Source organism: Ruegeria sp. R14_0, assembly GCF_017743975.1.
Classification (GTDB): Bacteria; Pseudomonadota; Alphaproteobacteria; order Rhodobacterales; family Rhodobacteraceae; genus Ruegeria.
Genome location: NZ_JAGHRC010000002.1, coordinates 124,257 through 139,086, shown reverse-complemented (window position 1 = coordinate 139,086; position 14,830 = coordinate 124,257). Strand labels below are relative to the sequence as shown.

Below are 14,830 nucleotides of genomic sequence, written 5' to 3'. Positions count from 1 at the left end.
GCGCCACCCGGCGCTTGCCAAACCCCGGCCAATCGCCAAAGTAGGGGCGATGACCCGCGACGAGTTCAACAACTTTTGCGCCAGCCTCAAAGCCACCAGCCATGTTGTGCAGTGGGGCAACGCGGACGTGTGGAAAGTGGGCGGCAAGGTCTTTGCGATCTGCGGCTGGAACGAGGGTGCGGATGCGTTCACCTTCAAGGCCACCGATCTGGCCTTTGAGGTGCTGGGCGATGAACCCGGCATCCGCCCAGCGCCCTATCTGGCCTCACGTGGGATGAAGTGGCTGCAGGTCTATGAAGAGCGCGGGATGAGCGACGCCTCGCTGCGCGAACATATCGTGACGTCCTATGATCTGGTCGTGGCCAAGCTGACCAAAAAGCTGCGGGCCGAACTGGGCGTTTAACTCTTCATCGCCTGCAAAAGTTCTAGTAGCCCCTTGCGGTCGTCATCGTCCGTGTAGTCACCGGTCGCCAGACGCTCGGCGATGCGCAGGCGCAGGCGTTCCTGTTGGGTGCGGACCTCTTCACCGGCGGTTTCGGCGAGGGTCTTCATGATCACCGCCACCGCCTGCTGCCGCTTGGTGGTGGGGTTTGCGATGTAATCGACAAGGCTCTGCTGCCCGGAGTCGAGGATGTTTTCGGCCAGATCACGCAACTGCTCGCCATTGGGCAGCAAAGGGGCAGGGGCGTCTTCGGGCGGCAGGATTTCAGGCACGCTGCGTGGTGTCTCGGCCAGAGCATTCGCACCGTCGACAAAGGCTTCGGTGATCATGCGGGTGATCCTGATCGCGCGCGGGTCCTTGAACAGGGCCGAGGCGATGGCCACGCCGTAGTCCGTATAGACCCAAGGATTGACCCGCCGCCCGCCGCGGCCCTTGGGTTTTGAGATCACATTTTGTGATTGCAAATCGGCGACCTCGGCATCGGTCAGTTGAAAACGGTAGCCCTCGAACAGGTCCTTGTTGCGCGAGACCGCCTGATTGAAGGCACTGACGGATTTTCCGTAGAACTGCGCCAGATCCTCGGCCAGCACCACGCGAGTATCGCGCACCCTGTGAATGGCGCTTTGGACCTCATGCGTGCTGGGTAGGGTGTTGGAGTTCGTCATGGCAGCCGTTTGGAATCACAAATTGTGATTTCAAACGTGGAGGAGGGTGGGGCGGGGTGCAAGGGTGGAGTGGGAGTATGTTGGGAACGAGCAAAATTCTCTTGGCATGACGCGACGGAGATTGGGTATAACAAGATTGATCGAAAAAAGCAGGCTTAGTCAGAGAGGTCAGATCTCTCCAGCTGATCTGCCGCAGTATAACCGTCTGTAGTTAATACGAAATGTGTACCACTAGCGTTTTGCGATTTAATGAGCGAGAATCTTTTCAACTCCTCCAGCGCAGATTCAAGGTTAGCCAGCTCTCGGCCAATACGATGCTGTCCGTAAGAACGTTTGCCGGCCGACACCTTCGTTCCGGCAAGGGTTTTATCGAATATTATCAGTCCATCACCCCGCGACGCAGACGTCAAAAACTGACTCGCAACCGGTGATAAAATACCAGACCAATCCCTAATGTTTCCAAAAAATCCGCGATCATTGAATTGATCACCGCTATTTGACTGGCGGTCTTTTTCTATATCTTCCTTTAGTTCCTCGCCGCCAACTTCACCTGCTTCTTCAAGCCGTCTGGCAGCTTCAATCTTTGCTCGCTCCTGCTTGGCTTGCAAGTTTGCCTCGGCATCAACTCGTTCCGTCTCCATCAAAATCTCAAGGACCTTTAGGTCATGAGCAGCTTTGTGTTGTATACTATTCATCCTCAAGTTAGGCCGTTGTGCCCACCAAGCCCCAAGTGTCCTGAGCCAAGGCGTTGCCATGGCGAGTATAACGCCAGCTAATACTGGGAATACGGCAAGCGAAAAAAATGATGTGTTCGCATCAAAGTAGAGAAATTTTTGTCGAACTGGCCGGTCGGCAAACAAAAGGTACCATATGGGCTGCCAGTTAACTGCAAAAAAGCTAATCGCAATTGATCCAATAATGGGGCTTCGCAGGCGTTGAGACCACGCTTCCGACAAGTCTTTAAGAAAATCCAAATTTTCAATCCCCAACGCATTCAAATCGTGCGCACGATATAGTTGCATCGGGTGGCGTCAATACCGCTTAGGCAGATTTCACCGCTTCCGCCGCTTCACATTCCCACCCCGCTGCCCCGGCCTGCCAGCCGTTGACCGTCCGCGCGATTTCACCGCGTCTTCTGAGGCTTTCTCGACCGCCCACTGCCGCGCCATGGGGTCGTCGGCGACGGCGAGGTCGACCGCTTCCAGACGTTTGATCTCATCCCGGATATTGGCGGCCTCTTCGAATTCCAGGTTCTCGGCGGCTTTGCGCATCTGGTCGCGTAGACCGTCCAGATGCGCCTCGAGGTTCGCACCGTGCATCGGTTTGTCGATGGTGGCGGTGACGCGGTTCATGTCGACGTCGCCTTCGTAGAGACCGGCCAGAACGTCCTCGACATTCTTTTTCACCGTCTCGGGCGTGATGCCGTGTTCCTCATTATAGGCGATCTGCTTGGCGCGGCGGCGGTTGGTTTCGTTCAGGGCGCGCTCCATGCTGCCGGTGATCTTGTCGGCGTACATGATCACCCGGCCATCGGCGTTCCGCGCGGCGCGGCCGATGGTCTGGATCAGGGATGTTTCCGACCGCAGGAAGCCCTCTTTATCCGCGTCCAGAATGGCGACCAGCCCGCATTCGGGGATGTCGAGGCCTTCGCGCAGCAGGTTGATGCCGACCAGCACGTCGAAGGCCCCTAAGCGAAGGTCGCGCAGGATTTCGATGCGTTCCAGCGTGTCGATATCCGAGTGCATGTACCGCACCTTGATGCCCTGTTCGTGCAGGTATTCGGTCAGGTCCTCGGCCATACGTTTGGTCAGCGTGGTGACCAGCGTACGGAAGCCGTTGGCGGCCACTTTGCGCACCTCGTCCAGCAGGTCGTCCACCTGCATCGACACGGGGCGGATTTCGACCTCGGGGTCCAGCAGGCCGGTGGGACGGATCACTTGTTCGGTGAAGACGCCGCCGGTCTGCTCGATCTCCCACTTCGCGGGGGTGGCGGAGACAAAGACGGATTGGGGGCGCATGGCGTCCCATTCCTCGAACTTGAGGGGTCGGTTGTCCATGCAGGAGGGCAGGCGGAACCCGTGTTCGGCCAGCGTGAACTTGCGCCGATAGTCGCCCCGGTACATGCCGCCGATTTGCGGCACGCTGACATGGGATTCGTCGGCAAACACGATGGCGTTGTCGGGGATGAATTCGAATAGGGTCGGGGGCGGCTCGCCCGGCGCGCGGCCGGTCAGATAGCGCGAGTAGTTCTCGATCCCGTTGCAGACGCCGGTGGCCTCTAACATCTCGAGGTCGAAGTTGGTGCGCTGCTCCAGCCGTTGCGCCTCCAGCAGTTTGCCCTCGCCGACCAGTTGGTCCAGCCGGATGCGGAGTTCCTTTTTGATGCCGATGATCGCCTGCTGCATCGTCGGCTTCGGCGTCACGTAGTGCGAGTTCGCGTAGACCCGGACCTGTTCCATCGTCGCGGCGCGTTCTCCGGTCAGCGGGTCGAACTCGGTGATCTGTTCCAACTCCTCCCCAAAGAACGAAAACTTCCAGGCGCGGTCTTCAAGGTGAGCAGGCCAGATTTCCAGACTGTCGCCCCGCACCCGGAAGGAGCCACGCTGAAACGCCTGATCGTTGCGGCGGTATTGCTGGGCGACCAGATCGGCCATCACCTGCCGCTGGTCATATTCTTTTCCGACCTTCAGGTCCTGCGTCATCGCCCCGTAGGTCTCCACCGAACCGATACCGTAGATACACGACACCGACGCCACGATGATCACGTCGTCCCGCTCCAACAACGCCCGCGTGGCCGAGTGGCGCATCCGGTCGATCTGTTCGTTGATCTGCGATTCTTTCTCGATATAGGTGTCGCTTCGCGGCACATAGGCCTCGGGCTGGTAGTAGTCGTAGTAGGATACGAAGTATTCCACCGAGTTTTCGGGGAAGAAGCCTTTGAACTCACCATAGAGCTGCGCCGCCAGCGTCTTGTTGGGCGCGAGGATGATTGCGGGGCGCTGCGTTTCCTCGATCACCTTGGCCATGGTGAAGGTTTTGCCTGTGCCGGTCGCGCCCAGCAGAACCTGATCGCGTTCCCCGTCCATAACACCCCCGGCCAGTTCCTTGATCGCTGTTGGCTGGTCGCCGGCAGGGGCAAATTCCGTGTGCATCACGAACTGCTTGCCGCCTTCGAGTTTCAGGCGCGCGCGGACGTCTTCGGCGGTCAGTTGGGTCTTGTCGGAATGGGCGTATGGCATGGGTAGGCTCCGGATCAGGCCCTTACAGTTGTTCTTATTTTGTCCAACTGCAAGACCTGATCCGGTCTGGAAAGTCAGTTTCAGTAATAGGCAAATTGCATGTAGGGGATATCGTCTGCCTGCGCTTTGTCTGCGAGAGCTTTCAGGTTGCCATCCAGAACGCGGCCCATCATGGCTCTCATCAGGGTTTGACCCATAAGCCACCCCAAGGGGCCGTATTTCATTTGGTAGTCCATGCTCCAGATCACACGCGAGCGGCCGTTTGCCAGGGGCTCGATTTTGATCTCTGCATGGCCTTCGGTCAACGGCATGGCTGCCATTTCGGACAGGCGTACCCGGTATCCCTTGTTGACGTGCCAATCAGTTACTTCTTCGACCAGGGAGGTTCCGTTTTCGAAGTGGCAACGTCGCTTCGAGCCGACGCCATTTTTGCCAGTGGTCAATGCGTCGACCGAGGTGACCTGCGGCGCGAATTCATCGATATGCATAAAGCGACTGAGGATGGACCAGATGGCATGCGGTTGGGCATCAATGTCCAGGCTTCTATCGTGGTGGATCATGTCGGTGTCCTTTTCATGGGGTGTTACATTGATAAACAGTCCTGTTGCCAGTTTCTGTCATCAGGTGTCTCAACAACCGCGACAATTGCCACCTTGTCCCAGCCTGCGCTCTGGCGCATAAACAGTGCCAGCCAAGTGAGGACGGAGAGGCGACATGCGCGCACGGATTTACAAGCCTGCAAGGAATGCGATGACTTCGGGTATGGCCAAGACCCACAAGTGGGTTCTGGAATTTGCGCCGTCGTCCGCGCGCGAGGTTGATCCGCTGATGGGCTGGACCTCGTCTGATGACACGCAAACTCAGGTGCGGCTGAAGTTCGACACCAAGGAAGAGGCGTTGGACTATGCCAAGGACAACGGGATCGAGGTTCAGGTGAGCGAGCCGCACAAGCGCAAACCCAACCTGCGCGCGCGTGGTTATGGCGAAAACTTCGCCACCGATCGACGCGCACCCTGGACACACTGAATGATCGAAATTCGCGAGGCCGACCCGACCTCGGACGCGTTGCGCCCGGTGGTTGAGGCGCATTTTGCGCATAGCGAAACGGCGGGACCCGCAGAAAGCAATCACACCATGGATGCCAATGCATTGGCCGGGGTTGGGATTCGGTTCTGGGCCATGTTTGATGGCGATCAGGCGGTTGGCTGTGGCGCGCTGAAAGCTCTGCCAGATGGTACGGTCGAGGTGAAGTCGGTGCACATTGTGACGCAGGCACGCGGGCGTGGTCTGGCGCGTGAAATGATGAATCACCTGACCGATGTCGCCCGCACCGAGGGGGCGACGGCACTGGTTCTTGAAACCGGTGCTGCGCATCTGCCGGACTATACGGCAGCCCGTAAGCTCTATGAACGGCTTGGCTATTCCTATTGCGGACCGATTTTTGGGTATGAAAATGACCCCAACAGCGCCTTTATGCGCTTGGCTCTTGAACCCCGGAACTAAAAACCGCAAGAAGGGCTCAGCGGTCCCGTAGCTCAACTGGATAGAGCAGCTGACTTCTAATCAGCAGGTTGAGGGTTCGAGTCCTTCCGGGATCGCCATTTTCGCCAATACTTGTGCACGCTTACCAGAATACCACGCGGCGACCATCGGATAGCGCAGTCTGCCAATGCGTAGATATTGCCCCATCTGATCCCGGCATACGCAAGATATTGCCATCGCGACTACGTGTGCTGGCAAGACTTTGCCGATTGAGCCTGGCCCAGCCTTTTGCACTGCTATCTGCCCGTTTATTGCCCAACGTGGCTTCGACATATGCGCAAAATTGGAGAGTTGGGGATGACTCAGGCCAGCACACTTGAGCGGGAAATGCTAGAACTGATCAATGCCGAGCGTACCTCGCGCGGCCTTGAACCCGTTGCGCTTGAACTCCGCCTGAACACGTCGGCGGAAGAGCACAGCCAATGGATGCTGGCGACCGGGAATTTCTCGCATACCGGCGAGGGCGGCAGTTCCGCCACCCAACGTATGCGTGACGCAGGCTTTGTTTTGTCCGGTTCGTGGAGGACCGCAGAAAACATTGCCTGGCAAAGCCAACGTGGAGAGCCCGGGTTTTCAGACGACGTTGTTGGGCTACACAACTCGCTCATGAACAGTCCAGATCACCGTGCCAACATCCTTGACCCGAACTTGCGGTACATTGGCATCGGCATTGAAGTCGGCTCATTCGGCGGCGTACCTGCTGTCATCGTCACACAAAACTTTGCGCGTACTTCAGCTGCAGTTCAGCTTGATACGGGCGGTGCATCAGAGCCACCCTCGGACCCTGTGGTTGTCGCGCCTGAACCGACAGAACCGGCGGACGGCCCCGGGTCGACGTCATCGCAAGAGACCACGTCTTTTGGCGACTCGGAAACGGTCAGCGGAACTCCGGAAGAGTTGGATCAGGATGTGGTCACCGGGTTCGACGTTGGCAAGTCGCTTGTCATCGAAGGGGCCGAGTTCAACCGTTCGGATGTCCGATTCAACAGCAACTCGGATTTGGAAGTGGACACAGACGGCGATGGCGATACGGATTTGACGATTCTGCTTGGCGACGGGCGGGCAGATGGTGACGTATTTGTCTTTACCAAGGACGGGAACACCGTCGTAAGCTATGCGAACTTCTTGCCGGGCCTTGCGCCCGGTGTCCGCGTCGCGGACAGCGCGGTCAACGGGATCGTCAATAAAGATTATCTTGAAGGTGACGGCACAGCGGATTTCCGAATTGAGATGGTCAATCTCGGAACCGCAGATTTCAACAACGTTCTGGGCGTGTACGATATTCTGGAAAACGGCCAAATCGCCAACGTCCGCCTTATCTTTGCGAACACCAAAGAAGCGAGCGGAGCAGTAGAGCTCAGCAATCTGGCGGACGGAAACCGCCTTGGGTTCTTCGTTGTTCAGGATGGGGCGGCTTGGGCCGCTGGTTTGTCCGATACCGACGATCTTGGTTTCGTCGCCAGCAACGGCGGTTTGGCGGATGTGGATGACCAATTTGACTTTGTCCTAACCGTGAACGGCGATGCGGCAGGCGTTACCACGTTCCACGCCGAAAACGCGGCCTTGAACACCGATGATCAGCAGCACGCTCTGTCCGGTGTCGTTCGGGGCGGTGATGCGATGATCATTGGGTTCGAAGATCTGACCGGTGGTGGAGACTTTGATTTCGAAGATGTCGTCTTCACCGTTACCCGCGTTGAGGCGGACGCCGTCTAGGCTGACGCGCAGCGGGCGAAAATAACCCACAGTGGGACCAAAAGGTCCAAGGCTTTCTCGGCAAACACAGTGATTTGCCGGGGCAATTCGCCTGTGTTTGGTGCTTTGATTTCCTCGTACACGGCAAAGCCAATCGCTGACCGCGAGCAAATCGGCCGGTTTGCAAGTTGTTGATGACAAGGCGATCCCTCGCAACTTTTGGAAGTTGGTGAAAAAAAACTTGCAACCGGTTGCAAAGAGAAACATGCTGCGCCGCGAAGACTGGATTCGGAGAAGCCGCATGCTCAAGATCGGATTGTTAGGGGCCGGACGGATTGGCCGCGTACATGCGCAAGCCATTAGTGAGCACCCCAAAAGCATACTGGCCGCCGTGTCAGATGCTGTTCCCGAGGCGGCTGATAGTCTGGCGGGCGAATATCAGGCCGAAACACGCAGTTCCGAAGACATCATCGCTGACTCGTCGATTGATGCGGTGCTGATTGCTACGCCCACAGACACGCATTCCGACCTGATCGAGGCGGCGACTCGGGCCGGTAAAGCCGTGCTTTGCGAAAAACCCGTCGATCTGGACCTTGATCGGGCCATCGCCTGCCAGAAAAACGCATCGGAGACTGGTCAGCCAGTCATGGTCGGGTTTAACCGCCGGTTCGATCCAAATTTCACCGCACTGAAAACCGCGTTCAAAGCTGGAGAGGTTGGCAAAGCCGAATTGTTGTCGATCACTTCCTTTGATCCGGCACCCCCTCCCATCAGCTATGTCAAAGTTTCGGGCGGGTTGTTTCGGGACATGATGATCCACGATTTTGACATGGCGAACTATCTGATGGGTCAGCTGCCCACAGTGATTTCAGCAGTCGGAACATCAGTTGTCGACCCTGAGATCAGCCAGGCAGGGGATTTCGATACCGCTGTTGTTACAATGACTTACGCGGATGGTCGGCTCGCTGTGATCAAGAACTCCAGGCGCGCGGTGTATGGCTATGACCAGCGGGTTGAGCTGTTGGGGTCCAAGGGGCTGCTTCAGGCGCACAACATCCTTGAGAACTCGGTGGTGAAGTCGACGGCGGATGGTGTTGTCGGTGCTAAACCGACCTACTTTTTCCTGGAACGTTACATGACTGCTTACCGGAGTGAGTGGAGCGCATTTGTTGATGCCGTACAGGCCGGGTCAAGCATGCCAGTCACTCTGGAAGACGGCGTTGCAGCACTGGCGATGGCCGAGGTTGCGACCCGTTCGGCGCGCTCGGGAACGCCGGTCATGATGGGTGAAGTTTTGAAACCGGTTGCAAAATGATCGGATTTCCTGAAACTGAACATAGCCCCGGTTCACTTGGGGGCGGAGGAGATTCGGCCAAGGCCGAATAACTGGGGCTGAAGCCCAGACAAAACGATTGACAGTTCTATTGGGAGGAATGGAAATGAAAACATTCGTAAAAGGGGTTCTGATGGCCAGCGCCGTCGCGTTCGCCGGTGCCACTGGCGCGGCAGCGGAAGGCGAGAAGTATATTCTGATCAGCCACGCCCCGGACAGTGACAGCTGGTGGAATACCATCAAGAACGGCATCGCCTTGGCGGGCGATCAGATGGGCGTCGAGGTCGAATACCGCAATCCGCCGACCGGCGACCTTGCCGACATGGCACGGATCATCGATCAGGCCGCGGCGTCCGGTCCCAACGGCATCATCACCACTCTGGCAGACCCGGACATTCTTGAAGGCCCGATCAAAGCGGCCGTGGACTCTGGCATCGACGTCATCATCATGAACACCGGCACGCCGGAAAAGGCGCGTGAAGTTGGCGCGCTCATGTATGTGGGGCAGCCGGAATATGACGCCGGTTTCGCTGCAGGCCAGCGTGCCAAGGACGATGGCATCGGTTCCTTCCTGTGCGTGAACCACTACATCGTGCAGCCGTCCAGCCAGGAGCGTTGCCAGGGCTTTGCTGACGGTCTAGGTATCGAACTGGGCGAGCAGATGATCGACGCAGGTCAGGACCCCGCCGAAATCAAGAACCGCGTTCTGGCTTATCTGTCGGCCAACCCTGAGACTGAGGCCGTTCTGACGCTTGGCCCGACCTCGGCTGACCCGACCATTTTGGCGCTGGAAGAAAACGGCATGGCCGGTGACATCTACTTTGGCACCTTTGACCTGGGTGGCGAGATCGTCAAAGGCATCAAAAGCGGTGTGATCCAGTGGGGTATTGACCAGCAGCCCTTCCTGCAGGCCTACCTGCCGGTTGTCGTGATGGCCAACTACCACCGCTATGGCGTTCTGCCGGGCAACAACATCAACTCGGGCCCCGGTTTCGTGACCGCGGACGGGTTGGAAAAGATCGAAGAATTCGCGGGCGAATACCGCTGATCTTCATAACGGTGCGGACGCCGGATATGCGTCCGCACCCCCTTATTCAAGCATTCAGAACGACGCGCGAAGGAGGCAACAATGGCTGAGTCAGCGCAAACCGCGAGTGGCGGCGACGAGCGGATCAAAGAGATCTCACCCCTGCGCCGGGCCCTGATACGCCCCGAACTGGGTGGCATGGTCGGCACGGTGGCGGTGTTCACATTTTTCCTTTTGTTTGCCTTTGACAGCGGCATGTTCACCGCGCAGGGCGTAATGAACTGGTCCGTGGTTTCCGCGCAGTTCATGATCATCGCCGTAGGTGCATGCTTGCTGATGATCGCGGGCGAGTTCGATTTGTCCGTTGGTTCGATGATCGGCTTTGCCGGAATGATGATCGCGATCTTCTCGGTCACACTCAGCTGGCCGGTCTGGATGGCCATCATTGTCACCTTTGCGCTGTGCGTCTCGATCGGGGCGGTCAACGGATACATCGTTGTCCGTACCGGCTTGCCCAGCTTTATCGTGACGTTGGCCTTCCTGTTCATTCTGCGCGGCTTCACCATCTATTTGCCCCAGACGATCGAGCGGAAAACCATCATCGGTGGCATCCGCGATGTGGCTGAAGGCGATTGGCTGGCGTCGGTATTCGGCGGTAAGGTCGGGCAAGGTTTTTTCGTCTGGCTCGGTGACAACGGCCTGATCGAAACATTTGAACGCGGCACACGCCAGGGTCAGCCCGTGGTCGACGGGATTCCGATGCTGCTGATCTGGGCACTGGCGATCATCATCTTTGGCCATGTTTTGCTGACCAAGACCAAGTTCGGCAATTGGATCTTTGCTTCGGGCGGAGACGCCGAAGCCGCGCGGAACTCGGGTGTTCCGGTGAACCGGGTGAAGATCCTGATGTTCATGTTCACCGCCTTCTGTGCAACAGTTTTCGCCACCTGTCAGGTGATGGAGTTTGGCTCGGCCGGTGCCGACCGCGGGTTGCTCAAAGAGTTCGAAGCGATCATTGCCGTGGTTATCGGCGGCGCGCTGCTGACCGGTGGCTATGGCTCGGTTCTTGGGGCCGCGCTCGGGGCTCTGATCTTTGGCGTGGTGCAGCAAGGGCTGTTCTTCGCGGGCGTCGAAAGCTCGCTATTCCGGGTGTTCCTGGGCGTGATCCTTCTGGGTGCGGTGATCCTGAACACCTACATTCGTCGCATCATCACAGGAGAACGCTGAGATGACCGAAGATACCAAATTCCATCATGGCGATGCTCAGAACCAGAAGCCGATCATCCAGATGATCGACATCCAAAAGCACTTTGGGTCCGTAATCGCTCTGGCAGGGGTCAGCTTTGATCTGAAACCGGGCGAGTGTCACTGTCTGTTAGGTGACAACGGTGCGGGTAAATCGACCTTCATCAAGACTATGTCGGGGGTGCATAAGCCGACTTCGGGTGAGATCATCTTCGAAGACAAGCCGATGCATTTCGAGGACCCACGCGATGCCATCGAAGCCGGGATCGCGACGGTGCACCAGCATCTGGCGATGATCCCACTGATGAGCGTCAGCCGGAACTTCTTTATGGGCAACGAACCCACGCGCAAGGTTGCGGGGATCAATTTCTTCGACAAGAAGCTGGCCGATGAAATCACCATGGAAGAGATGCGCAAGATGGGCATCAACCTGCGCGGGCCGGATCAGGCTGTGGGTACTCTGTCCGGCGGGGAACGCCAGACAGTCGCGATTGCACGGGCTGTGCATTTTGGCGCTAAGATCCTGATCCTGGACGAGCCGACTTCGGCGCTGGGTGTACGCCAGACATCGAACGTTCTGGCGACCATCGACAAAGTGCGCAGTCAGGGTGTGGGCGTGGTTTTCATCAGCCACAACGTACGCCACGCATTGGCTGTTGGCGATCGTTTCACTGTGTTGAACCGGGGCCAGACGCTGGGCACCGCAAAACGCGGCGAAATCTCGCCCGAAGAGCTGCAGGACCTGATGGCAGGTGGTCAGGAACTGGCCGAGCTGGAAGGGTCTTTGGGCGGTACGGTCTGACGCGGTCCCGCGCGGATCGGACATATCAAAGAAACTGGAATTCAACCGACTGGCCGGTGTGGCCTTAAGTTGAAAGGGATCAATATGGGCAAGACTATCAGACTGACCGCAGCGCAAGCTCTGGTCCGCTATCTGGGCGCGCAGATGAATGAGGCCGGAGAGCCATTCATCGCAGGTGTCTGGGCGATATTTGGTCACGGCAATGTGGCCGGGTTGGGCGAGGCGTTACACGCTGTGAAGGACAGCCTGCCGACCTATCGCGGCCACAATGAACAGACCATGGCGCATTGTGCCATCGCCTATGCCAAGCAAGTGCGACGTACGCGGGCCATGGCTGTAACCTCGTCCATCGGGCCGGGTGCAACCAATATGGTGACGGCAGCCGCGCTGGCCCATGTGAACCGGTTGCCGGTTCTGATCATTCCCGGCGATGTTTTCGCGACACGTGGGCCCGATCCCGTTTTGCAGCAGATTGAGAGCTTTGGTGATGGAACGGTCAGCGCCAACGATTGCTTCAAGCCCGTCAGCCGGTATTTCGACCGCATCTCGCGGCCCGAGCATCTGCTGACCGCATTGCCACGCGCGTTCCGAACAATGACCGACCCGGCGGACTGTGGCCCGGCGACTTTGGCCTTCTGTCAGGACGTTCAGGCCGAGGCGTATGACTACCCCGAAAGCTTCTTTGAGCCGCGCGTTTGGTACCAGCGTCGCATCCGCCCCGATGAAGGCGAACTGGCCCGCGCCGTCGCGGCCATCAAAGCGGCAAAGCGCCCGGTCATCGTGGCCGGGGGCGGAGTGCACTATTCGGGCGCGACGGATGCGCTGCAAAACTTCGTGGAAACGCACAACATCCCGATCACAGAGACACAGGCGGGCAAATCCGCGCTGGCATGGGACCACCCGCTGAACCTTGGACCCGTAGGCGTGACTGGTGGGGAACCCGCTAATTCAGTCTGTGGCGAGGCAGATCTGGTCCTGGCCGTCGGCTCTCGCCTGCAGGATTTCACCACCGGGTCATGGGGGCTGTTTTCCAACCCGGAACGCGAGATGATCTGCTTGAATACGGCTGCCTATGACGCGGAAAAACACGGCGCAATGCCATTGCAATCGGACGCGCGGATCGGGTTGGAAGAGCTAGGCGCAGCGTTGCAAGGATACCGGGCCGATCCTGTGGCGGATACGCTGAAGGCCGACTGGTATGGCAAGGTCGACAAGCTGACGGATGCACCCGATGACGGCAATGCGCTGCCAACCGACATGCAGGTGGTCGGCGCGGTTCAACGGGCGTCAAATGACGATACGGTCGTTATGTGCGCGGCCGGAACCATGCCCGGAGAGCTGCACAAGCTGTGGAAAGCGCCGCGCCCCGGTGCCTATCACATGGAGTACGGCTTTAGCTGCATGGGCTATGAGATCGCTGGTGCGATGGGCATCAAGATGGCTCAGCCGGATCGCGATGTGATCTGCTTTACCGGTGACGGCACCTATATGATGGCCAACTCGGAAATGGCGACGGCGGCGATGATGGGTGTCTCGTTTACCGTAGTCATCACTGACAACCGCGGTTTTGGCTGTATCAACCGTCTTCAGATGGGCACCGGTGGGGCCGAGTTTAACAACCTGCTGGACCATGCGGTGCACGAAAACCCATCGGCCATCGATTTTGCCGCCCACGCTGCGGCGATGGGGGCGACTTCGGTCAAGGTCAGCTCGATTGCCGAACTGGAAGACGCTCTGGCTAAACGCGGCGAAATCAAAGGGCCTTATGTGGTGGTCATCGACACCGATCCCTACCCGTCGACCGAATACGGCGGCACGTGGTGGGAAGTTGCTGTGCCCGAAGTCAGCATCCGCCCCGAAGTGAACGAAAAACGCGCAGCATACGAACTGGCGATTAAGGAAAGAAACACGAAATGAGCGTGAAAATCGGGATCTCTCCGATCGCCTGGCAGAATGATGACCTGCCGGACCTGACGGCGGCGTACACGATGGAGCAGGCGCTGAAAGAGGCGCGCGAGATCGGCTATACCGGCGTCGAACGCGGACAGCGTATGCCCAGTGATACTGAGGGACTGCGCGCCTATCTGGACGGCAACGACATCGCGCTGTGCGGTGGCTGGTGCTCGGGCGCATCGCTGGTCAATGACTTCGCAGCGGAACGCGAAGCCGTGCGCGAACAGGTCGAACAGTTCGTGGCGCTGAACAGCCCTTGCATCGTTTATGCGGAATGCTCAAACACCGTCCAAGGTCAGGCTGGAACTCCGGTCAACAACCGCCCCAAACTGACCAAAGACGAGGTCCTGGCCTATGCCGCCAAGATCACCGAACTGGCCAAATGGATGGGCGATCAGGGCATGCCGATGGCTTACCACCATCACATGGGCACCATCATCGAAACCGAAGATGACGTGAACTGGTTGATGGAAGGCTCGGGCCCCGAGGTGAAGCTGTGCTTTGACACCGGCCACCTGCTTTTTGGCGGCGGCAATGTCATGGCGACCCTGAACCGTTGGGGTGATCGCGTGCATCATGTGCATTTCAAGGACATCCGCCCGTCTGTTGTGCAGGACGTCAAAGAGCATAATCGCAGTTTCCTGGACGCAGTCGTCGCCGGAGCCTTTACCGTGCCAGGCGATGGCTGCATCGACTTTCAGGCCGTGGCGAATGCGCTCAAGTCGATGGACTACGACGGCTGGATTGTTGTTGAGGCCGAACAGGACCCGGCCAAGGCACCGCCCTACGAATACTCCAAGAAAGGCTACGCGCACATTCTCGATGTCTGTGGGCAAGCAGGACTGGAGGTACAGGCTTAACCAACCCCTGCGGGGGAAACACCGAAG

14 protein-coding genes and 1 tRNA gene are annotated in these 14,830 nt (G+C 58.2%); 11 read left to right on the top strand and 4 right to left on the bottom strand.

What is annotated here, in order from left to right; all coding sequences use genetic code 11:
- Positions 1-49: 49 nt before the first annotated feature.
- The gene (locus tag J7416_RS06710; RefSeq protein WP_209223966.1) at positions 50-403 is read left to right on the top strand and encodes an MmcQ/YjbR family DNA-binding protein; all 354 of its coding nucleotides are present in this window, start codon (positions 50-52) and stop codon (positions 401-403) included.
- Here J7416_RS06710 and J7416_RS06705 read toward each other — a convergent pair.
- The 4 genes from J7416_RS06705 to J7416_RS06690 form a co-directional block, all read right to left on the bottom strand.
- A complete protein-coding gene (locus J7416_RS06705) occupies positions 400-1,107 on the bottom strand; it encodes an ORF6N domain-containing protein (RefSeq protein WP_209223965.1) in 708 nt (235 codons plus the stop codon). The two genes, J7416_RS06710 and J7416_RS06705, sit on opposite strands and share 4 nt — an antisense overlap.
- A 155-nt stretch (positions 1,108-1,262) precedes the next feature.
- Positions 1,263-2,129, bottom strand: coding sequence for a hypothetical protein (locus tag J7416_RS06700; protein WP_209223964.1), 867 nt, complete (start codon positions 2,127-2,129; stop codon positions 1,263-1,265).
- 30 nt (positions 2,130-2,159) lie between these two features.
- Positions 2,160-4,346 carry an excinuclease ABC subunit UvrB gene (uvrB, locus tag J7416_RS06695; protein WP_209223963.1) on the bottom strand — a complete coding sequence of 729 codons (2,187 nt, stop codon included), beginning with the start codon at positions 4,344-4,346 and terminating at the stop codon, positions 2,160-2,162.
- 80 nt (positions 4,347-4,426) lie between these two features.
- A complete protein-coding gene (locus tag J7416_RS06690) occupies positions 4,427-4,906 on the bottom strand; it encodes an SRPBCC family protein (protein ID WP_209223962.1) in 480 nt (159 codons plus the stop codon).
- 154 nt (positions 4,907-5,060) lie between these two features.
- Between J7416_RS06690 and J7416_RS06685 the strand changes: the two genes are divergently transcribed.
- The 10 genes from J7416_RS06685 to iolE all read left to right on the top strand — a co-directional run bounded on the left by J7416_RS06685 (position 5,061) and on the right by iolE (position 14,803).
- Positions 5,061-5,372, top strand: a complete 312-nt coding sequence (locus tag J7416_RS06685; RefSeq protein WP_209223961.1) for an ETC complex I subunit — start codon at positions 5,061-5,063, stop codon at positions 5,370-5,372.
- Positions 5,373-5,849 carry a GNAT family N-acetyltransferase gene (locus tag J7416_RS06680; RefSeq protein ID WP_209223960.1) on the top strand — a complete coding sequence of 159 codons (477 nt, stop codon included), beginning with the start codon at positions 5,373-5,375 and terminating at the stop codon, positions 5,847-5,849.
- 21 nt (positions 5,850-5,870) lie between these two features.
- A tRNA-Arg gene (locus J7416_RS06675) sits at positions 5,871-5,947 on the top strand.
- 238 nt (positions 5,948-6,185) lie between these two features.
- The gene (locus J7416_RS06670; protein WP_209223959.1) at positions 6,186-7,604 is read left to right on the top strand and encodes a CAP domain-containing protein; all 1,419 of its coding nucleotides are present in this window, start codon (positions 6,186-6,188) and stop codon (positions 7,602-7,604) included.
- Positions 7,605-7,884: 280 nt separating this feature from the next.
- Entirely contained in the window at positions 7,885-8,898 is a 1,014-nt protein-coding gene (gene iolG / locus J7416_RS06665; RefSeq protein WP_209223958.1) for an inositol 2-dehydrogenase, read from the top strand.
- 151 nt (positions 8,899-9,049) lie between these two features.
- Positions 9,050-9,964 (top strand): sugar ABC transporter substrate-binding protein, encoded by a 915-nt coding sequence (locus tag J7416_RS06660; RefSeq protein WP_247744196.1) that lies wholly within the window; start codon positions 9,050-9,052, stop codon positions 9,962-9,964.
- 81 nt (positions 9,965-10,045) lie between these two features.
- Positions 10,046-11,170 (top strand): ABC transporter permease, encoded by a 1,125-nt coding sequence (locus J7416_RS06655; RefSeq protein WP_209223956.1) that lies wholly within the window; start codon positions 10,046-10,048, stop codon positions 11,168-11,170.
- 1 nt (position 11,171) lies between these two features.
- The gene (locus J7416_RS06650) at positions 11,172-11,990 is read left to right on the top strand and encodes an ATP-binding cassette domain-containing protein (RefSeq protein WP_209223955.1); all 819 of its coding nucleotides are present in this window, start codon (positions 11,172-11,174) and stop codon (positions 11,988-11,990) included.
- A gap of 84 nt (positions 11,991-12,074) precedes the next feature.
- Positions 12,075-13,907 (top strand): 3D-(3,5/4)-trihydroxycyclohexane-1,2-dione acylhydrolase (decyclizing), encoded by a 1,833-nt coding sequence (gene iolD, locus J7416_RS06645; RefSeq protein ID WP_209223954.1) that lies wholly within the window; start codon positions 12,075-12,077, stop codon positions 13,905-13,907.
- Entirely contained in the window at positions 13,904-14,803 is a 900-nt protein-coding gene (iolE, locus tag J7416_RS06640) for a myo-inosose-2 dehydratase (protein WP_209223953.1), read from the top strand. The genes iolD and iolE overlap by 4 nt, the downstream gene beginning before the upstream one ends.
- Positions 14,804-14,830 lie beyond the last annotated feature (27 nt).